At 72.5% G+C, this 18,735-nt stretch carries 20 protein-coding genes; 10 read left to right on the forward strand and 10 right to left on the reverse strand.

The window, feature by feature from the left end; translation table 11 throughout:
* Window positions 1-9 precede the first annotated feature (9 nt).
* Window positions 10-231 carry a hypothetical protein gene (locus ACFY0P_RS21035; RefSeq protein ID WP_388915395.1) on the forward strand — a complete coding sequence of 74 codons (222 nt, stop codon included), beginning with the start codon at window positions 10-12 and terminating at the stop codon, window positions 229-231.
* A 147-nt stretch (window positions 232-378) separates the two neighbouring features.
* Here ACFY0P_RS21035 and ACFY0P_RS21040 read toward each other — a convergent pair whose 3' ends face one another.
* From ACFY0P_RS21040 to zapE, 6 genes are all read right to left on the reverse strand, one after another.
* Window positions 379-1,233 (reverse strand): polysaccharide deacetylase family protein, encoded by an 855-nt coding sequence (locus tag ACFY0P_RS21040; protein ID WP_388914975.1) that lies wholly within the window; start codon window positions 1,231-1,233, stop codon window positions 379-381.
* Window positions 1,234-1,297: 64 nt separating this feature from the next.
* A complete protein-coding gene (locus ACFY0P_RS21045) occupies window positions 1,298-2,134 on the reverse strand; it encodes a slipin family protein (RefSeq protein ID WP_388914977.1) in 837 nt (278 codons plus the stop codon).
* A gap of 143 nt (window positions 2,135-2,277) precedes the next feature.
* Entirely contained in the window at window positions 2,278-3,732 is a 1,455-nt protein-coding gene (locus tag ACFY0P_RS21050; RefSeq protein ID WP_388914981.1) for a SulP family inorganic anion transporter, read from the reverse strand.
* Between the two features lie 8 nt (window positions 3,733-3,740).
* A complete protein-coding gene (locus ACFY0P_RS21055) occupies window positions 3,741-4,319 on the reverse strand; it encodes a carbonic anhydrase (RefSeq protein WP_388914984.1) in 579 nt (192 codons plus the stop codon).
* Between the two features lie 102 nt (window positions 4,320-4,421).
* A complete protein-coding gene (locus ACFY0P_RS21060) occupies window positions 4,422-4,820 on the reverse strand; it encodes a hypothetical protein (protein ID WP_388914987.1) in 399 nt (132 codons plus the stop codon).
* A 193-nt stretch (window positions 4,821-5,013) separates the two neighbouring features.
* The gene (gene zapE / locus ACFY0P_RS21065) at window positions 5,014-6,120 is read right to left on the reverse strand and encodes a cell division protein ZapE (protein WP_388914990.1); all 1,107 of its coding nucleotides are present in this window, start codon (window positions 6,118-6,120) and stop codon (window positions 5,014-5,016) included.
* A gap of 37 nt (window positions 6,121-6,157) precedes the next feature.
* Here zapE and ACFY0P_RS21070 point away from each other — a divergent pair, with 37 nt between their 5' ends.
* The 4 genes from ACFY0P_RS21070 to msrB all read left to right on the forward strand — a co-directional run bounded on the left by ACFY0P_RS21070 (window position 6,158) and on the right by msrB (window position 9,686).
* Window positions 6,158-6,988 carry a pyrimidine reductase family protein gene (locus ACFY0P_RS21070; RefSeq protein WP_388914993.1) on the forward strand — a complete coding sequence of 277 codons (831 nt, stop codon included), beginning with the start codon at window positions 6,158-6,160 and terminating at the stop codon, window positions 6,986-6,988.
* Between the two features lie 153 nt (window positions 6,989-7,141).
* Complete coding sequence (locus ACFY0P_RS21075) at window positions 7,142-7,615, forward strand: indole-3-glycerol phosphate synthase (RefSeq protein ID WP_388914996.1); 474 nt, start codon at window positions 7,142-7,144, stop codon at window positions 7,613-7,615.
* 258 nt (window positions 7,616-7,873) lie between these two features.
* Entirely contained in the window at window positions 7,874-9,265 is a 1,392-nt protein-coding gene (gene murC / locus ACFY0P_RS21080; RefSeq protein ID WP_388914999.1) for a UDP-N-acetylmuramate--L-alanine ligase, read from the forward strand.
* A 13-nt stretch (window positions 9,266-9,278) separates the two neighbouring features.
* Window positions 9,279-9,686 carry a peptide-methionine (R)-S-oxide reductase MsrB gene (msrB, locus tag ACFY0P_RS21085; protein WP_293993618.1) on the forward strand — a complete coding sequence of 136 codons (408 nt, stop codon included), beginning with the start codon at window positions 9,279-9,281 and terminating at the stop codon, window positions 9,684-9,686.
* Between the two features lie 12 nt (window positions 9,687-9,698).
* Here the strand turns inward: msrB and ACFY0P_RS21090 are convergent, their stop codons facing one another.
* Window positions 9,699-10,268: an MBL fold metallo-hydrolase gene (locus tag ACFY0P_RS21090; protein WP_388915002.1), complete on the reverse strand. Its 570-nt coding sequence runs from the start codon at window positions 10,266-10,268 to the stop codon at window positions 9,699-9,701.
* A 230-nt stretch (window positions 10,269-10,498) separates the two neighbouring features.
* A complete protein-coding gene (locus ACFY0P_RS21095) occupies window positions 10,499-11,764 on the reverse strand; it encodes an MFS transporter (RefSeq protein WP_388915006.1) in 1,266 nt (421 codons plus the stop codon).
* Between the two features lie 97 nt (window positions 11,765-11,861).
* On the opposite strand from ACFY0P_RS21095, the gene ACFY0P_RS21100 reads away from it, so the two are divergent.
* Both ACFY0P_RS21100 and ACFY0P_RS21105 read left to right on the forward strand, forming a co-directional pair.
* Complete coding sequence (locus ACFY0P_RS21100) at window positions 11,862-12,254, forward strand: ArsR/SmtB family transcription factor (protein ID WP_388915009.1); 393 nt, start codon at window positions 11,862-11,864, stop codon at window positions 12,252-12,254.
* 58 nt (window positions 12,255-12,312) lie between these two features.
* Window positions 12,313-13,602, forward strand: coding sequence for a PP2C family protein-serine/threonine phosphatase (locus ACFY0P_RS21105; protein WP_388915012.1), 1,290 nt, complete (start codon window positions 12,313-12,315; stop codon window positions 13,600-13,602).
* A 121-nt stretch (window positions 13,603-13,723) separates the two neighbouring features.
* Here the strand turns inward: ACFY0P_RS21105 and ACFY0P_RS21110 are convergent, their stop codons facing one another.
* Window positions 13,724-15,229, reverse strand: coding sequence for a sensor histidine kinase (locus ACFY0P_RS21110; protein WP_388915398.1), 1,506 nt, complete (start codon window positions 15,227-15,229; stop codon window positions 13,724-13,726).
* A gap of 59 nt (window positions 15,230-15,288) precedes the next feature.
* The gene (locus ACFY0P_RS21115) at window positions 15,289-15,984 is read right to left on the reverse strand and encodes a response regulator transcription factor (RefSeq protein ID WP_388915015.1); all 696 of its coding nucleotides are present in this window, start codon (window positions 15,982-15,984) and stop codon (window positions 15,289-15,291) included.
* Window positions 15,985-16,135: 151 nt separating this feature from the next.
* Here ACFY0P_RS21115 and ACFY0P_RS21120 point away from each other — a divergent pair, with 151 nt between their 5' ends.
* From ACFY0P_RS21120 to ACFY0P_RS21130, 3 genes are read left to right on the forward strand one after another with little or no spacing between them, the layout of a single operon-like run.
* The gene (locus ACFY0P_RS21120) at window positions 16,136-17,473 is read left to right on the forward strand and encodes a ferric reductase-like transmembrane domain-containing protein (protein WP_388915017.1); all 1,338 of its coding nucleotides are present in this window, start codon (window positions 16,136-16,138) and stop codon (window positions 17,471-17,473) included.
* A gap of 10 nt (window positions 17,474-17,483) precedes the next feature.
* On the forward strand, window positions 17,484-17,891 hold the full coding sequence (locus tag ACFY0P_RS21125; RefSeq protein ID WP_388915020.1) for an FMN-binding protein: 408 nt from the start codon (window positions 17,484-17,486) through the stop codon (window positions 17,889-17,891).
* A gap of 4 nt (window positions 17,892-17,895) precedes the next feature.
* Window positions 17,896-18,636: an FAD:protein FMN transferase gene (locus ACFY0P_RS21130; RefSeq protein WP_388915023.1), complete on the forward strand. Its 741-nt coding sequence runs from the start codon at window positions 17,896-17,898 to the stop codon at window positions 18,634-18,636.
* The last annotated feature ends 99 nt before the right edge of the window (window positions 18,637-18,735 follow it).

Genomic DNA, 18,735 nt, shown 5'->3' on the forward strand with positions numbered 1-18,735 from the left:
TTGGCCGACGTGGTGCGTGTCATGGAAGCGCTCGCCGAGCAGGGCGTCACCGTGCTGTTCAAGGCGGATGCGGAACGCATGCGTGACGGAGTGCGGCCGTGGACGTTCGTCGCGAACGGCCTTCCCTTCCACGACGACCTGCTCGTGCGCACCGACGCCTCCTCGGTGGAAGCCTGTCTGGAGATCTGCCTGCCGCAGCTGCGCGAGCGCGGGCTGGTCGTTCCCGAGTGAGCCGCTGTGCGCACCGTGCGGGCCAGGCCGCCACGATCGAGCTTCCGGCCGCGGCGCTGGAGGCTCTGGAGGATGTCCCGACCCCCGGCCACGGCGGCGCGGGCTGATGGAGACACGCACCGCCGCTCGTCCTGATCGCCCGGCCGGTCACCGGTGCCCCGGTGTCTCCCCGATCAGCTCGGAGACCTTCACGAACCGGAAGCCCCGCTTGCGCAGTTCCGGTACGGCGGTCCGGACCACCTGTTCGGTGGTCGGGGCGGCGCTGCGGGTGCAGTGCATGACGACCACGGAACCGGGCTTCACCCCGTCCAGCACCTGCTTGGTCACCGCGTCGGCGTCCGTCGCGAACGCGTCCCCGCTCACCACGTCCCACTGCACCGCGGTGACCCCGAGCGCGCCGACCGCGCGCAGTGCCTGCCGGTCGTAACAGCCGCCGGGGAAGCGGAAGTACGGCATCGGGTGCGGTACCCCGGCGCGGAGCAGGGCGGCGTAGGCGCGCTCCACGTCCGACTTCATGTTCGCGGCGGCGACGGTCGGCAGGCCGTAGCAGTCGCCGGTGAACGCGTAGTGGCTGTAGGAGTGGTTGGCGACCTCGAACTGCGGGTCGCGCCCGAGGGAGCGGGCCTGGGCCGGGTACTCGTCGGCCCAGCGGCCGGTCATGAAGATCGTGGCCGGCACCTTCAGCCTGCGCAGGGTCGCGATCAGTGCGGGGTTGTCGAAGTGCTCACCCTTGGCCGCGCGCGGCCCCTGGTCGGCGGTCATGTCGGCGTCGAAGGTGAAGGCGACGGTCTTGCCCAGATTGCGCGGACCGTTCGTGAAGACGGGTGCCGTACCGCCGGGCCCGAGGGCGAGCGTGGGTGGCGGGGTGGCCGAGGAGGAGGCCTTGGCGGGGGCCGGGGGGCCGGCGTGGGGAGCCTCGTTGGTGCCACAGGCGGCGAGCGCGGCGCCCAGGGCGACGCAGACGGCGGTCGTACCGGAAAGACGGCGTGCTAGTCGGATCACCGTACGAACGTAGGTCGGTATGTCCTATTTTCTCGGGTGGCGCGGCGGGCGGCACGGTGCCGGGTCACCCGGGCGGCGGCCCCGTCCGCGCCGTGCTCTCGCCGATCTCGGCCGGGGTGTCGCCGTTCGGCCCCGGCTGCTGCCTGCCGGCCCGCTCCAGGAACCGCAGCAGCTCCACCGGGAACGGCAGGACCAGCGTGGAGTTCTTCTCGGCGGCCACCGCCACGATCGTCTGCAGCAGCCGCAGTTGCAGGGCCGACGGGGTGTCCGCCATCTGCTGGGCCGCCTCGGCCAGCTTCTTGGACGCTTGGAACTCGGCGTCGGCGTTGATGATCCGGGCCCGGCGCTCCCGGTCGGCCTCGGCCTGGCGGGCCATCGAGCGCTTCATCGTGTCCGGCAGGGACACGTCCTTGATCTCGACCCGGTCCACCTGCACACCCCAGCCCACGGCCGGGCTGTCGATCATCAGCTCCAGGCCCTGGTTGAGCTTCTCGCGGTTGGAGAGCAGGTCGTCCAGGTCGCTCTTGCCGATGATGGACCGCAGCGAGGTCTGGGCCATCTGCGAGACGGCGAACTTGTAGTCCTCGACCTTGATGAGCGCGCTCACCGCGTCGACCACCCGGAAGTAGACGACCGCGTCCACGCGCACGGTGACGTTGTCGCGGGTGATGCCCTCCTGGGCGGGGATCGGCAGCGTGACGATCTGCAGGTTGACCTTGTGCAGCCGGTCCACGAACGGGATCACCAGATTGAAGCCGGGCGCCCGGACGTCACCGGAGACGCGGCCGAGCCGGAACAGCACGCCCTGCTCGTACTGCTTGACGATCCGCGCACCGGCGGCCAGGTACAGCGCGCCGAAGCACAGCGCCGCCACCACCGCGACCAGGAGCTCCTGAACCATCACGACCTCCAGGTAAAGAGGTCCGATATGTCTGTTACTGCAACGATATGCCCGGCAGGAGGTTCGGGGCCACGGCCCCAGGTGGCAGGTCCGGGCCGGGATGCCGAGGGGCGTCGGCACCCCGGCCCGGTGCGGCCGCCGGTTCAGGCGGCCGTGACCTTCACCGGCTCGGTGTCCGCGTCGCTGTGCCGCTGGGCCCAGCTCTCCAGTGCGGTCCGGCAGGCGTGATCGAGGTGGTGCAGCCTGGAGAGGTCCACCCGGATCGGGCGGTCCTGCGGCAGCGCCTCCAGGCTGTCGAGGATCTTCGGCAGCCGCAGGAAGGTCGCGTTGCCCGACAGGTGGGCGTCGATCGGCCCCGAGCCCTTGTCGACGACCTCCAGCTTGAGGTGCGAGGCCTCCCAGGCCGTCTTGACGATCGACAGGGCGAGCCCGATCAGCACGCCCTCGAACATGCTCACCGCGACGATCGACACCGCCGTGACGACGAGGACGATCGCCTCGCCCCGGTGCTCGCGCCACAGCGCGGCCAGCGCGCGCACCGGAATCAGCTTGGCGCCCGAGTGGACCAGGATTCCGGCGAGCGCTGGGATCGGTATGTATCCCAGCACTCCCGGCAGCAGGGCCGCGAACAGCAGCAGCCAGACGCCGTGCAGCACCCGGGACGCCTTGGTGCGGGCGCCCGCCTGGACGTTGGCCGCGCTGCGCACGATCACCGCGGTCATCGGCAGCGCGCCGAGCACCCCGCAGAGCGCGTTGCCCGCGCCCTGGGCGATCAGCTCCTGGTTGTACCGGGTGCGCGGACCGTCGTGCAGCCGGTCCACGGCGGCGGCGCTGAACAGCGACTCGGCGGACGCGATCAGGGTGAACGCGACGATCGTGCCGATCAGCCCGACGCTCGCCAGCTCGCCGAAGGCGCTCAGCGGCGGCGGCTGGACGGAACCCAGCAGCCCCTGCACCTCGACGGTGGCGATCGGGAGATCCAGGAGGAAGGCGGCCAGGGTGGCGAGGCCGACGGCGGCCAGCGGTCCGGGGACCGTCCGCACCTTCGCCGGGGCGTACTTCCACAGCACCAGGACCGCGACCGTGCCCGCGCCGAGGGCGAGCGAGGCCAGCGCCCCGCCGTCCCCGAGGGCGTCCAGGAACGCCCCGGGCAGCCCGGCGATCTTGCCGGGGCCGGATTCGGGGGCCTTGGCGGCGAGCGCCGGATACAGCTGGCCGGCGATCAGCACCAGGCCGATTCCGGCCAGCATGCCCTCGACGACCGAGACCGAGATGGCCCGGAACCAGCGCCCCAGCCGCAGGACGCCCATGGTGATCTGGAGGACGCCGGTGGCCAGCACGATCACCCCGAGCAGCGGCAGTCCGAACTCCCGCACCGCCTCGAAGACGAGCACGGTGAGGCCCGCGGCCGGCCCCGACACCTGAAGGCTGCTGCCCCGCAGCATCCCGGTGACGAGACCGCCCACGATGCCGGTGACCAGGCCGAGTTCGGCCGGGACACCGGAGGCCACGGCCACGCCCACGCAGAGCGGGAGCGCGACCAGGAACACGACGAGAGAGGCGGCGAAGTCCTGACGTATGTGAGGGAACTTGGTCATCGCGGCGCTCACAGGGCCTCGAAGGTGTCGGTGTCGGCGCGGTGTTCGCGCACGGCACCGGTGTGGACCTCGTAGTACCAGCCGCGCAGGGTCAGTTCGCCCTCCGTCAGCTTCCTGTCGATGAAGGGGTACGAGCGCAGCCGCAGCAGCTGGGCGAGCACGTGGTTCTGCACGCCCTCGGCGACGGCCGGGTCCTCGGCCGCCCCGCTCGGGCGCGGCTCGGCGCTGGCCAGCCAGTCCCGCACGGCGGGTACGGCGGTCAGGTCGTCGCCGCGCACCAGCGCGCCGACGGCACCGCAGTGCGAGTGCCCGCAGACGACGATGTCGCGGACGCCGAGCACCTCCACGGCGTACTCGATGGTGGCCGCCTCGCTGGTGGGGTGGACCGAGGCGTACGGCGGGACGATGTTGCCCGCGGTGCGCAGCTCGAAGAGCTCGCCCGGGCGGGCGCCGGTGATCAGGGCCGGGACGACCCGGGAGTCGGAGCAGGTGATGAAGAGCACCTGCGGGGACTGGCCTTCGGCGAGCCTGGCGAACTCCTCAGGGCGCTGTCCGAACGTACGGGCGTTGTCGATGAGGGGCTGCATGGTGTGTGGACTCCTCCTGGCGCGCTACAGCGGCGCGTCGGGCTTGCACGACGTTTGTGGGGGGATGAAGGGCATGGAGAGCCCGGGGCAGAGCCCGTCCCGTCAGCAGCGGAAGACCTGAAGCGTGGCCGGTGAGTGGGCTCTCGACGCTCTCGACGTGCGGTGGTGCCTGGCCGTGGGAGGCACCGAGGTGCGTATGGCCTCGGTGTGCCGCGCGGTGGGCGGACGGTCGTCCGCCCAGCCTGCGGTGGCGCTGCGATGGCGGTCGGCGTTCTGCGGCGGGCTGGGCGGCTCGCCGCAGTGGCCGTGGAGGTCGCGGAGGATGGGCGAGCCGGCGCGCACGGCCTGCGCCGAGGACTTCGGCCCCGGCTGGGCTTTGGCCTCGACATGACTGAGGGTGTGCGCAGCTGCGAAGGTTGCCGCAGGCGCGAAGAACTGGACGGCGAGCAGGGCGGCGGCCAGGAGCGAGAGCACGGTCCGGGCTGTCGTACCTCGGAACATGAGCCTCCCTCGCGGCAGTTCACGCCTCTTGTGTGCACCAAGCACAGGTCAATGGTTGGTCAAGAAACACGTTAACCCTGCAAAGTTGTTTGCAGGGTTAACTCGGTGTTGCGAGCCGAAGAGAGCGTGAAAAGTGCCGGTGGCGTGGCCTGATCAGGCTCTTGACCTGGGGAGCTTGATCAATTAATAGCGCCTAGTCGGCGGCCACGAGCCCCTTGGCGTCCCTGGCCAGGGCGGTGAGCCGGGATATGGCGCGGAAGTACTTCTTCCGGTAGCCGCCGTTCAGCATCTCCTCGCTGAACAGCTTGTCGAAGGGCAGCCCGGAGGCCAGGACCGGGACCTCGCGGTCGTAGAGCCGGTCCGCGAGGACCACGAGCCGCAGCGCGGTCGACTGGTCGGGCACCGGCCGCACGTCCGTCAGGCAGACGGCGCTCAGGCCGTCGGTGAGCGCGCCGTACCGGCTCGGGTGCACCTTGGCCAGGTGGTCCAGGAGGTGCGGGAAGTCGTCGAGCGAGGCGCCCGGGGTGGCGTACGCCGCCTTCGTCACCTGCTCGTCGGAGTACGGCGCCGGCGCCTCGGGCAGGCCGCGGTGGCGGTAGTCCTCGCCGTCGATGCGCAGGGCGCGGAAGTGGGCCGACAGGCCCTGGATCTCACGCAGGAAGTCGGCGGCGGCGAACCGGCCCTCGCCGAGCTTGCCCGGCAGGGTGTTGGAGGTGGCGGCGAGCGCGACACCGGCGTCCACCAGCCGGCCCAGCAGCGTCGACACCAGGACCGTGTCGCCGGGGTCGTCCAGCTCGAACTCGTCGATGCACAGCAGACGGTGGCCGGAGAGGGTCTGCACGGTCTGCTGGAAGCCGAGGGCGCCGACCAGGTTGGTCAGCTCCACGAAGGTGCCGAACGCCTTCAGCGCGGGCTCGGCCGGGGTGGCGTGCCAGAGCGAGGCGAGCAGGTGGGTCTTGCCGACGCCGTACCCGCCGTCGAGGTAGACCCCGCGGGGCCCGGCCGGGGCCTTGGGGGCCTTCGCCTTCCCGAAGCCGAAGAGGCCGCGCCTGCCGCCGGCCACCGCGTGCGCCCCGCCCAGACCGCCGGCGAACCCTTCCAGGACCCGTACCGCCTCGGTCTGGCTCGGCTGGTTCGGGTCCGGGATGTAGGTGGCGAAGCGGACGGAGTCGAAGCGGGGCGGCGGCACCATCTCGGCGACCAGCCGGTCCGCGGGGACGTGCGGCGAACGGGCGCACAGGGACAGCGGGGCCGCGTCGGCTATGGGGCTGACCTCGGATGCGGCGGGAGAAGACGACACGGTCACCCATGCTAGTTGCCGTGCCACACTGCACGACATGCGACGCCTGTTCCCTGTGACCGAACGAACAACAGCCCAGGCCTCCGGCGGTGCGGCCGAGGGGGCGCGGCCCGCGGGCGGGGCCGGGGGCTCCGGTTTCGTCGACCGGGAGTGGAGCCTCGCCGAGCTGGCCCTCGCCTATGCCTACCCGGAGTCCGTCGGGCGGGAGGTCTGGCTGCGGGCCAACATGGTGTCCACGCTGGACGGGGCCGGGCAGCACGAGGGCCGGTCGCAGCCCATCTCCGGCGCCGCCGACATGCGGATCTTCGGCACCCTGCGCGGACTCGCGGACGTCGTCGTCGTGGGCGCGGAAACGGTACGGCAGGAGGGGTACCGGCCGGTACGCGAGCGGGCGGAGTTCGCGGGCGCCCGGACCGCGGCCGGCCAGGCCGCGGTCGCCGCGGTCGCCGTCGTCACCGCGAGCCTCGACCTCGACTTCTCGCTGCCGCTGTTCGCCTCGCCCCTCGTGCCCACGCTGGTCCTGACCGGCGCGGCCGCCGCCCCCGACCGCGTCGCCGCCGCCGAGAAGGCCGGCGCCCGCGTGGTGATCGCCGGTGACGGCGTCGGCGTCGACCCCGCCCGTGCGGTCCGCGCTCTCGCCGATCTCGGCCACACCCGGCTGCTCACCGAGGGCGGACCCCGGCTGCTCGGGCAGTTCGTCGCCGCCGGTGTCCTCGACGAACTGTGCCTGACGGTCTCCCCGATGCTCACGGCGGGGAACGCGCAACGGATCGCCGGGGGGCCCGGTGTCGCCGTACCCCGACGCTTCGAACTAGTGTCCCTTCTGGAAGAGGCCGGATTCCTGTTCGGCCGCTACCGCCGGTCCTGAAATCAGCGGAATATACCGTTCCGCTTAGCTTTCCGGCGGGCAAACTGAATCCGGCAGTACCCGTGCGATCACGGGGCAGGATGGTTTCCGCAGGGGGGCCGGCCCCACGGAGGACAGAGGGTCGAGCGACCCTCTAGGGAGAAGAGGCGCCTGGTGTTCACAAGCGTTCTGATGATCGAGAAGGCCCTGACGTCCGCCGACGTGGAGTTCGTCACCACCTTGCACGGGGACGAGCAGGTCGCCTTCCATGTGCTGCTCCAGCCGCGCGGCGACCAGGCGGACCGCCTGCTGCGGGCCATCGACGACATCGCACTCGGCGAACTCGACGAGGCCGCGCGCGAGCGGGAGACGCCGGAGGGAGATGCCGCGAAGGGCCCGGCCGAGCAGGCACTGGACGTGTCCCTGACGGCCCTGCGGGCGGCCGGCAGCACGGCGGACGGGCGGATGGTCGAGGACCACCCGCTGGACGCGCTGCGGAAGCTGGTGGAAGAGGTGGGCGCGGACGAGGTGATCGTGTTGACCGATCCGCACTATGTGGAGGAGTTCTTCCACCGGGACTGGGCCTCGCGGGCGCGGCACAAGGTGGGGGTGCCGGTGCTGAAGCTGTTCTCGCACAGTAAGGCGTAGGTGCGGAGGGGGCGGTGCGGTGCGTTTTGCGGCTGCGGGTGCGTGGTGGCTGGTCGCGCAGTTCCCCGCGCCCCTGCAGGCCGGCTGCGCCTGCGTCGGCGGTGATGTGCCGCTGGTCGCGTCCACGCGGCGGTAGCCGCACATCGATACGGCCCCGCGCCCCCAGGTGGGTGTGCCGGGCGTCCCTTGCGAAGTGACCCGTGGTGCAGCACATAGGCTAGGGCTGCTTTCGCATGTCACCGTCTCTGGGAGAAATACATGGCACCCGGGCTTCCTTCCGCCATGGAGCGTCCGCACTTCATCGGGATCGGCGGCGCCGGGATGTCGGGGATCGCCAAGATCCTCGCCCAGCGCGGGGCCGAGGTGGCCGGGAGCGACGCGAAGGAGTCGGAGACCGCCGGGGCGCTGCGGGCGCTCGGCGTGACCGTGCACATCGGGCACGCGGCCGGGCACCTCGCCGACGACGCCAGCTGCGTCGTCGTGTCCTCGGCGATCCGCAAGGACAACCCCGAGCTGGCCCGCGCGGCCGAGCTGGGCGTCCCGGTGGTGCACCGCTCGGACGCGCTCGCCGCCCTGATGGACGGTCTGCGCCCGATCGCGGTCGCGGGTACCCACGGCAAGACCACCACCACGTCGATGCTCGCGGTGTCCCTGACCGCGCTGGGCCGCAGCCCCTCCTACGCCATCGGCGGCGACCTCGACGCGCCCGGCTCCAACGCCCTCCACGGCGAGGGCGAGATCTTCGTCGCCGAGGCGGACGAATCCGACCGCAGCTTCCACAAGTACGCGCCCGAGGTCGCCATCGTCCTCAACGTGGAGCTCGACCACCACGCCAACTACGCCTCGATGGACGAGATCTACGAGTCCTTCGAGACCTTCGCGGGCCGGATCGTGCCCGGCGGCACGCTGGTGGTCAACGCCGACCACGAGGGGGCGCGCGAGCTCACCCGGCGGGTGGCGGGGAAGGTCCGGACGGTGACGTACGGCGAGGCCGCCGACGCCGACGTCCGGGTGCTGTCCGTCGTACCGCAGGGCCTGAAGAGCGAGGTCACCGTTCTGCTGGACGGGACCGAGCTGACGTTCACGGTGTCCGTGCCCGGCCGGCACTACGCGCACAACGCGGTCGCCGCGCTGGCCGCGGGCGTGGCCCTGGGGGTGCCCGCCGCCGAACTCGCCCCCGCCCTGGCCGCGTACACCGGCGTGAAGCGGCGCCTCCAGCTCAAGGGCGAGGCGGCGGGCGTCCAGGTGATCGACTCCTACGCCCACCACCCGACCGAGATGACCGCCGACCTGGAGGCCATGCGCGCCGCCGCCGCCGGGGACGCCCGGATCCTGGTGGTCTTCCAGCCGCACCTCTTCTCCCGCACCCAGGAGCTGGGCAAGGAGATGGGCGACGCACTGGCCCTCGCGGACGCCTCGGTCGTCCTCGACATCTACCCGGCCCGTGAGGACCCGATCCCCGGGGTCACCAGTGAGCTGATCATCGAGGCCGCGCGGGCCGCGGGCGCCGACGTCACCGCCGTGCACGACAAGGACGAGGTCCCCGCAGTGGTCGCGGGAATGGCGAAGCCCGGTGATCTGGTTCTCACCATGGGCGCGGGCGATGTGACCGACCTGGGCCCGAAGATCCTGGAACGCCTGGCGAAGTAAGGGGCTGAGAGTCATGTCGTACGACGTCGAGAAGCCGGACGAGCAGTGGCGGGCGGAGCTGTCGCCGGCGGAGTACGCCGTGCTGCGTCAGGCGGCGACCGAGCCGGCCTTCAGGGGTGAGTACACCGACACCAAGACCAAGGGTGTGTACTCCTGTCGCGCCTGTGGTGCAGAGCTGTTCACCTCCGGCACGAAGTTCGAGTCCCACTGCGGGTGGCCGAGCTTCTACGACCCGAAGGACACCGACGCGGTCGAGCTGGTCGAGGACCGCACGCACGGGATGGTGCGCACCGAGGTGCGCTGCGCGCGGTGCGGCTCGCACCTCGGACACGTGTTCGAGGGTGAGGGGTATGCGACCCCGACCGACCAGCGGTACTGCATCAACTCGATCTCGCTGCGGCTGACGGCCGACGAGAGCTGAGTCCGGGGGCGGTCAGGAGAGCCGCACCGGGCTGGGCAGAAGGGCCCGGGACGGCACCGGCCGCCATTGGACGTCTCCGGCCGCGTCGCGTACGACGCGGCCGAAGGCCTGGTCCCCGAAGTGGAACGCGAAGGCGTAGGTGCGCGGGGCGAGAAGCTGGTCCAGGAGCGTCCTGCGGGCCTTCAGCACACCTTCGACGTCCACGTCCGGCCCGGAGGGCCACTCGGGATGGGTCAGTTGAGCGGGTGTGTGGAAGGCGTCCCCGAGGACCAGGATCCGCCTGCCGCGCGAGGCCGAGACCACGTAGGTCGTGTGTCCGGGGCTGTGTCCCGGAGTGATCAGCGCGGTGACGCTCGGCCACACTTCGTCGCCGTCGCCGAACTCCCGCAGGACGCGGGACATCGGCACCATGAACCCGTCCCAGGACGGGGCACCCACCTTGATCTCGCCCCGCCAGAACGGGCCCCATTCGGCGCCCGCCACGAGGTAGTCGGCGCGCGGGAAGGCCTTGTGCAGCGCCTGGCCGCGGTCCGGGACGAAGCCGACGCCGGTGTGGTCGGTGTGCAGGTGGGTGAAGGCCACGGTGTCGACGCGATCCGTGCGTGAGGGCCCCTGCCCGGTACGGCGGGGGGGCCCCCCCCCGGGGGGGGGGGGGGCCCGGGGGGGGGGGGGGGGGGGGGGGGGGGGGGGGGGGGGGGGCGCGGGCGGGGGCCGGCCGCGGGGGGGGGGGCGGGCCCCGCCGGGGGCCGGCCCCCCCCCGGGGGGGGGGGCGCCCCCCCCCCCCCCGGAGGGGGTGCGCGGGTGCCGGACGGTCACGCGGGCTCGGCGACCTTGCGCCGGGAGGCGACGACCACGAGGCCGCCGATGACGGCGAGGCCCATCAGGACGACCGCGAACACGGTCGCGCCGTCGGTCAGCCCGATGGCGTCGCTGAGATAGCCGGCCGAGACCGGCAGCAGGCCCGCCGGGACGTAACCGCCCACGTTGAGGGCCGCGTTGGCCTCGGCGAGCCGCTGTGCCGGGACGCTGTGGTTGAGCAGCGAGAGCCCGCCGAGCTGCCCCATGCCCTGGCCGGCCCCGGCCAGCAGCGCGGAGGCGATCAGCACCGGGACCGACGAGGTGTGCACGGCGGTGACCAGCGCGACCATGCTGAGCATGGTGCTGACGGCGCCGGCGGTCAGGATGGTGCGCCGGGGCAGCTTCTGCACGGCGAACTGCACGCCGGTGGCGGCCAGGAACATCACGAAGGCCATGGCACCGGCGACGATCCGGCTGGTGGTGCCGAGCAGCCCGGACAGCAGCGACGGGCCGAGCGAGAGCACGACCGAGGTCGCGGTGATGCCGGGCGCGAACACCGCGATGCCGAGGGTGAGTTGCCGGCCGTTGCCGTGCGGGACGCCGGGAACGCGGATCCAGGCGCCCTTGGCGGGGGCGGCCGGGCGGCGCACGGGCATGCGCAGCACGGCGAGGACGGCGGTGGCGAGCAGCGCCATCTCCACCATGAAGACGGTGACGGTGGGGCCGGGCAGGGTCTCGGACAGGACGCCCGCGAGGAGCGGACCGAGACCGGCACCGAAGACCATGGCGCAGGAGGCGAGCAGGGCCGCGAGCCGCTTGCGGTGCTGCCCGGCCACGTCCGTCACGGCGGCCATGCCGGCGGAGACGACCGCACCGACGGCGATACCGGTGAACAGCCGGGCCACGATCAGCGCGGCCACGCTCGACGCGGTCGCGAAGATCACGCAGGCGGCCAGGGCCAGCCCCAGGGCGGGCAGCAGGACCGTCTTGCGGCCGAGCCGGTCGGAGACGACGCCGGAGACGAGCAGCGACCCGAGCAGGCCGACGATGTAGAAGGCGAAGATCACGGTCAGGGTGCCCTTGGAGAACCCGATCTTGTGCTGCCACAGCACGTACAGCGGTGTCGCCGCGTTGGACAGGATGAAGACCGCGGTCACCGGCCAGGCGGCCAGCCATACCCACCAGGTGGGAGCGGGGGAGGCGCTTGCCTTCGGCGGTCCACCCGCCGCGCCTGCCGGCTCATCCACCACCTTCACGGGCGCGGTTCGACTCTCCGACATGGCAGGTCCCTCCTGCTGACGCAGTACGAGTTTTCTCGAACATAGCATGCAGTACGATTGGAGTCGTACAAAGGATTCGGGTCACGAGGAGTTGCCTATGCCTGCCACGGCGCGTCCGGCGTTCGTACGGGTGCCGGAATTCAAGGTGCTGCCGGAGCCCGCGGATCTGCCCGAGCCGCTGCCCGAGCCCGCGCCGGCGGACCTGCGCCTGGAGACGGTGCTGGGTGCGCTGAGCGACCCGCTGCGGTTGCGCATCGTGCAGAAACTCCTGCTGGAGTCCGAGCAGTTCGACCACACCTGTGGCTGGTTCGGCTTCGACCGCCCCAAGTCCTCGTTGACCCACCACTTCAAGGCCCTGCGCGAGGCGGGCGTCACCCGGCAGCGCCAGTACGGCCTGGAACGCCGCAGCCACGTCCGCGTCGCCGACCTCGACGCGCGCTTCCCCGGCCTGCTGGACCTGGTCGCCGCATGGACGCCGGACGGGGTCTGACACCCCGCGCCCGCGGGCGGCTGGTGCCCGGAGCGGCGCTGTTTGAGATTCTGTGAGGGTGTCGCATGTCGCGCGATGGTTCCAGTCCCGCAGGGGACCCGCGGCCGCCGAGGGCCCGGGCGGACCGGACGGGCTCGCCGCGGGCGCCGACCCCGCCGCGCCGTTCAGGGAATTGCGCACGGCGGCGGCCGGCATCGGCACGACCCTGGACGAGTCCACCACCTGTACGGAACTGACCCTGGCGGCGGTACGGCTGGCGGGCGGCTGCGCGGCCGTGGTGCGGCGGGCCGGCGACACCGTCTCCGGCTACGAGTCGATCACCGGCGACGCCGACCTGCTGCCCGACGCCCGCTGGGCCACCGCGGTCGCACGGGACGCCGGCACCCCGGCGGCCGACCACTGGGCGGACCCCTGGCTGCTCCGCCCGGTCGGCAGCCACCTCCGCCCGGCCCTGTGCGCACCTCTGACCAGCGGCTCCGACCAGTACGGCGTCCTGGTCTGCGCCCGTGAGGGGGCGGCGTTCGCCCGCGTGGAGGCCGAACTGCTCGCCCTCCTCGCCGAACGCGCCGCCTCCCACATCCGGCACGCCCGCGAGTACGACCAGGTCAACCGCACCGCCGGGGACCTGCAGCGCGCCCTGCTCTCCGAGCCGGGCCGGCCGCACCCGAACCTGGACGTGTCGGTCCGCTACCTCCCGGCCGGCGGGCGGGTGCTGGTCGGGGGCGACTGGTGCGAGACCGTACGGCTGCACTTCGGGCGCACGCTGCTCGTCGTCGGCGACGTGATGGGCCACGGCCTGGAAGCCGCCGTGGACATGAACGCGTACCGGTCCTCCCTGCGCTACATCGCCTCCTCCGAGCTGCCGCCGCACCGGGTGCTGCGCCAGCTGGACGACATCGCCGCCACCGAGGCGGACCGAAGACCCGCCACCTGCCTGCTCGTACGCGTCGACCCCGGCCGCGGGCAGGTCACCCTGGCCAGCGCAGGCCATCTGCCGCCCGCGCTGATCACCAGGGGCGGCCGCACCGCACTCCTGCGGGTCCCCGTCGGGCCTCCGCTGGGCACCGGTTTCGGCGGCTACGAGTCGGCCACCCACCGGCTCGAACCCGACGAGGCGCTGGTGCTCTTCACCGACGGCCTGGTGGAACACCGCGGCGAGGACATCGACCGCTCCCTGCAACGCCTCGCCGAACTGCGCTTCACTCCCGCCCTCGACGTCGACGGCCTGCTGGAGTCCATCCTCACCCGCCTCGACGCCCGGCACGCCGAGGACGACGTCGCGGTGCTGGCGGCGCGCCCGCACCCCCGGCAGGGCGGGTTCAGCTCCATGGAGGAGGCGGGGGGCTGAGCGCTCCGCCGGATGTGCCGCGATGCCCCGTCTGCCGTCTGCCGTGTGCCGTGTGCCGTCTGCCGTCTGCCGTCTGCCGTCTGCCGTCTGCCGTCTGCCGTGTGCCGTCTGCCGTCTGACGTCAGCTGTCTGCGGCGCCGTCGTGGCTGGTCGCGCAGTTCCTCCCCGAGCCTTCGGCCGGGGGTACCCCCAGCGCCCCTTCGGGGCGCTGCGAACCCGCCGGCTTCCTCGGCAGTGTCAGGGTGAACACCGTGGTGCCGGTGGGGCCGTCGTCCAGGGCGATGGTCCCACCGTGCGCCTCCACCAGTGCCCGGGCCACCGACAGGCCGAGCCCGCTGCCGCCGCGGTCCCGGCTGCGCGCCTTGTCGACACGGTAGAAGCGGTCGAAGACCCGGGCCCGGTCGTCGGCCGGGATGCCGGGGCCGTGGTCGGTGACGCTCACCGACGCCGAGCCGGCGGTGACGGCGACCGCGACGGAGACCGGGGTGCCGGTGGGCGTGTGGACGGCCGCGTTGGTGAGGAGGTTGTCCAGCACCTGGCGGATCCGGACCGGGTCGAGGCGGACCGGCACCGGGTCCGGGCCGGCGGTCACCGTCAGCGGGTGGTCGGCGTGGGCGGCGCGGAAGGCGTCGGCGGCCTCCCGGACCAGTTCCGTCAGGTCGGCCTGCTCCAGCCGCAGCGGGGTCTCCACCTCGGCCGCGTCGAGCCGGGCGAGGAGCAGCAGGTCGTCGAGGAGGATGCCCATCCGGGCGGCCTCCGCGCGCAGCCGGGCCAGATGGCGGTCGCGTTCCTCGGGCTCGTTGGCGGCGGCGTACTGGAAGAGGTCGGCGTAGCCGCGTACCGACATCAGCGGGGTGCGCAGCTCGTGCGAGGCGTCCGCCACGAAGCGGCGCAGGCGCTGCTCGGCCTCGGCACGCACGGCCAGCGAGTCGTCTATGTGCTCCAGCATCGTGTTGAAGGCGGTGCGCAGCTCCTCGACCTCCGGACCCCCGCCCCGCTTCGCCGCGCGCAGCGGCAGCCGGGCCGCCGACTCCGTCAGGTTGTGCGAGGCGATGCCGTGAGCCGTGTGCGCCATGTCGCTCAGCGGTTCGAGACCGTGCCGCAGCAGCCGGCGGCCGAACACCACCAGCGCCAGCAGCGCCAGCCCGAACGCGACCACCTGGACCGTGACCAGCCGCCGTACCGTGCCGTCGATGCTGTCCGTCGGCGCCCCGCTGACCAGCACCACCCCCGGCTCCACCTCGCAGCCGCGCAGCCGGTACTCGCCCTCCCCGGTCAGGTCCCTGGTGCGCAGCACCTCGGTGCCTGCGGCGATCTGCGCCTTCGCCACCGAGGTGAGCGGGGCGATGTCCGCGGGCAGGTCGCTGCTCTCCTCGGGCTTGCGCAGCACCGGGGTGCCCTGCGAGACGTCGTACACGGCGTAGTACCAGTGGTAGTACTTCTTGCCCTGGAGCGTGCCGTTCTGCGCGATGCTCTTGGACTGGGCGACCTGGGCCAGCCCCAGCTGGTCGTCCAGCTGGGCCGACAGGTAGTCCCGCATGTACATCGTCAGCGAGGTGCCGACGACCGCGAACACCACCAGGGCCAGCGCCCCGAGCCCCAGCGCCAGCCGGGTGCCCAGCCGCATGGTCTGGTACGAGTGCCGCAGCCGGCAGATCCGTTGCAGGCCGATCCGGAACCGGGCGATCACTCCGCCGCCTGCTGCCGTATGACGTATCCGAAACCGCGCACGGTGTGGATCAGCGACTCCCCGCCGTCCTCGTCCATCTTGCGGCGCAGCCGGCTGACCACCAGCTCCACCACGTTCGAACGGCCGCCGAAGCCGTACTCCCACACGTGGTCGAGGATCTGCGCCTTGGTGAGCACGGTCGGCGACTTGCGCATCAGGTAGCGCAGCACCTCGAACTCGGTGGGGGTCAGCGAGAGCAGCCGGTCGCCGCGGCGGACCTCGCGGGTGTCCTCGTCCATCGTCAGATCGGCGACCCGCAGGACCGAGCGCTGGAAGCCGGGACCCGCGCTGCGCCGCAGCACCGTACGCAGCCGGGCCATCAGCTCCTCCACCGCGAACGGCTTGACCAGGTAGTCGTCCCCGCCCCGGGTCAGCCCCGCGACCCGGTCGGCGACCCCGTCGCGGGCCGTGAGGAACACCACCGGCACCATCGTCCCGGAGCGCCGCAGCCGGTCGAGCACACCGAAGCCGTCGAGGTCGGGCAGCATCAGGTCGAGCACGACGATGTCCGGCCGGAACTCGGCCGCCCGCGCCAGCGCGTCCTCACCGGAATACGCGGTGACCGCGTCCCAGCCCTCGTACCGCGCGACCGTCGCGACCAGGTCGGCGATCGGCGGGTCGTCGTCCACGACGAGGAGTCGTACTTTTTCCACCCGCTCATACTGCGCCACCGGGCCGGATGCGCCAGACCCCGTCCCACACGGAGAAGACATCGATAAGGAGTTGAAAGTCGTCCGACAGGAAAACGACAGCGACCACGGGTGAAGCTCGACTCCCAGGAGCCGATCAAGGAGCTGCCGACCCGTGACGACCGTCCAATCACCCCCTGCGCCCCCCACGGCGATACGCCCCAGGGTGGTGGCCCGCACGGGCCTGTACGCCGTGCTCGCCGCGAACGCGGCCGTGGTCGCCTGGTTCTTCGCCCAGGCGGGCTTCGCCTCCAACGCCCTGATCGTCATCGGCCGTTTCTTCGGCCTCTACGGCGCCCTCGTCATGGCCTTCCAGCTGGTGCTGGTGGCCCGGCTGCCCTGGCTGGACCGCCGGATCGGCATGGACCGGCTGACCTCCTGGCACCGCTGGACCGGATTCGCCCTGCTCTGGACGCTGCTCGCGCACGCCGTCTTCATCGGCTTCGGCTACGCCGACGGCGCGGGTGTCGGCCCGGTCGGCGAGCTGGTCGACCTCGCGGAGACGACGGAGGGCGTGCTCCGGGCCGTGGTCGCGCTGGGCATCATCATCGTGGTCGGCGCCGTCTCGGCCCGCTACGCCCGCCGTCGGCTCGCCTACGAGACCTGGCACTTCATCCACCTGTACACCTACGTGGCCGTGGTGCTCGCCTTCAGCCACCAGGTCGCGGTCGGTACGACGTTCACGGCGTCGTCCGCCGCGAAGACGTACTGGTACGCGCTGTGGGGCGTGGCGCTCGGCGCGGTCGCCCTGGGCCGGCTGGTCCTGCCCCTCTGGCGCAACCACCGCCACCAGTTCCGGGTCTCCGCCGTCGTCCCCGAGTCGGACAACGTCGTCTCGGTCCACGTCACAGGGCGTGACCTCGACAAACTCCCCGCCCAGGCGGGCCAGTTCTTCCTGTGGCGGTTCCTGACCAAGGACCGCTGGTGGCAGGCGAACCCGTTCTCCCTCTCCGCCGCCCCCGACGGCCGCACGCTGCGCCTGACCGTCAAGGCGGCCGGTGACGGCAGTGCCGCCCTGCGCCACATGAAGGTCGGCACCCGCGTCTTCGCCGAGGGCCCCTACGGCGCCTTCACCGCCCTGCACCGGCGCAAGCCGGACACCCTGCTCATCGCGGGCGGCGTCGGCGTCACCCCCATCCGCGCCCTCCTCGAGGACCTCGAAGGCCACGCGGTCGTCGTCTACCGCGTCGGCACCGAACGGGACGCCGTCCTCTACGACGAACTCCGCGACCTCGCCGTGGCCAAGGGCGCCGAGTTGCATCTGGTCACCGGCCCGCCGGTCCCCGACAAGCTGGCCGCGCGCGAGCTGGTCCGGCTGGTTCCGGACATCGCCGACCGGGACGTCTTCCTGTGCGGGCCGCCGCCGATGATGAACGCGGTACTGCGCACCCTGGGGGACCTGGGCGTGCCCAAGCCGCAGATCCACTTCGAGCGTTTCAGCCTGGCGGGATGAGAGAGACACCGTGAAGCGAGCCATACCTGTCGTCGCCCTCAGCATCGCGGGCCTGATCCCCGTCTGGCGTTACGAGCCGTCGATCGGCGGTACGACGTCCGCCACCGCCGAGCCCGCCCCCGCGCCGTCGGCGACCTCGACCACCGCTTCGGGCGCGGCCGGGACCGTCGTCAAGGGCACCACCGTCACCACGGACAAGGGGCCGGTGCAGGTCCAGGTGACCTTCTCCGGCGACAAGATCTCCGCGGTGGCGATGCTCCAGCAGCCGAACCATCCGCAGACCGCGGCCGCCGTGCCGGTGCTGATATCGGAGACACTGAAGGCACAGAGCGCGGACGTCGACACCGTGTCCGGGGCGACGATCACCAGTGACGCCTACAAGGAGTCCCTCCAGGCCGCGATCGACGCGAAGGGCTGAACGCATGCAGCGGGTCGAACACGTCATGGGCTTCCCCGTGTCCCTGCGGATGGACGACGAGGGGGACTACGGGGAGGCGGCGGACGCCGTGTTCACCTGGCTGCGCGCGGTCGACGAGAGGTTCAGCCCCTTCCGGCCGGACAGCGAGGTCTCCCGGCTCGACCGCGGGGAGATCGCCGCGTCCGAGGTGAGCCCGGACCTCGCCGAGGTGCTCGCGCTGTGCGAGGAGTACCGGCTGGCGACCGGGGGCGCGTTCGACGTACGGCTGCCGGGGCGGGGTCTCGACCCGTGCGCGGTGGTCAAGGGCTGGTCGGTGCAGCGGGCCGCGGACCTGCTGTCGGCGGCCGGGGCGCGCCGGTTCGTGCTGAACGCCGGCGGTGACGTGGTCGCCGCCGGCGGGCCCTGGCGGGTGGGGGTACGGCACCCCGAGCACGCCGACCGGCTGTGCACGGTCCTCGAACTCACCTATGGGGCGGTCGCCACCTCCGCCCGCTACGAGCGCGGCGACCACATCATCGACGGCCGCACCGGGCGTCCGGCGACCGGCCTGCTCAGCCTGTCGGTCGTCGCCTCCTCGCTGACCGAGGCGGACTCCGTGGCCACGGCCGCCTTCGCGATGGGCGCCGAGGGCGTCGGGTGGGCGGCCGCACGCCCCGGCTGCGAGGTGTTCGCCGTGGACGCCGGGCGGCAGGTGTTGCGGACGGCGGGCTTCCCGGTCGCGGGGCAGCCGTCGGCGGCCGCCTGACCCTCGCGGCGGCGGGGAGGTGCGCCAGACGGAACCGTCCGGCGGGGGAGCGACCGGATCCGGTGGCTGCTGCGGGTTGCCCGCGGTCACCGCCGAGAC

The organism is Streptomyces sp. NPDC001714, assembly GCF_042892755.1.
Taxonomy (GTDB): Bacteria; Actinomycetota; Actinomycetes; order Streptomycetales; family Streptomycetaceae; genus Streptomyces.

Excerpts from the sequence above, each read along its gene's own strand:
- ACFY0P_RS21045 (WP_388914977.1), bottom strand. The coding sequence starts at position 2,134 with ATGGTTCAGGAGCTCCTGGTCGCGGTGGTGGCGGCGCTGTGCTTCGGC.
- ACFY0P_RS21050 (WP_388914981.1), bottom strand. The coding sequence starts at position 3,732 with ATGACCAAGTTCCCTCACATACGTCAGGACTTCGCCGCCTCTCTCGTC.
- ACFY0P_RS21055 (WP_388914984.1), bottom strand. The coding sequence starts at position 4,319 with ATGCAGCCCCTCATCGACAACGCCCGTACGTTCGGACAGCGCCCTGAG.
- ACFY0P_RS21060 (WP_388914987.1), bottom strand. The coding sequence starts at position 4,820 with ATGTTCCGAGGTACGACAGCCCGGACCGTGCTCTCGCTCCTGGCCGCC.
- ACFY0P_RS21070 (WP_388914993.1), top strand. The coding sequence starts at position 6,158 with ATGCGACGCCTGTTCCCTGTGACCGAACGAACAACAGCCCAGGCCTCC.
- murC (WP_388914999.1), top strand. The coding sequence starts at position 7,874 with ATGGCACCCGGGCTTCCTTCCGCCATGGAGCGTCCGCACTTCATCGGG.
- msrB (WP_293993618.1), top strand. The coding sequence starts at position 9,279 with ATGTCGTACGACGTCGAGAAGCCGGACGAGCAGTGGCGGGCGGAGCTG.
- ACFY0P_RS21095 (WP_388915006.1), bottom strand. The coding sequence starts at position 11,764 with ATGTCGGAGAGTCGAACCGCGCCCGTGAAGGTGGTGGATGAGCCGGCA.
- ACFY0P_RS21100 (WP_388915009.1), top strand. The coding sequence starts at position 11,862 with ATGCCTGCCACGGCGCGTCCGGCGTTCGTACGGGTGCCGGAATTCAAG.
- ACFY0P_RS21110 (WP_388915398.1), bottom strand. The coding sequence starts at position 15,229 with ATGCGGCTGGGCACCCGGCTGGCGCTGGGGCTCGGGGCGCTGGCCCTG.
- ACFY0P_RS21130 (WP_388915023.1), top strand. The coding sequence starts at position 17,896 with ATGCAGCGGGTCGAACACGTCATGGGCTTCCCCGTGTCCCTGCGGATG.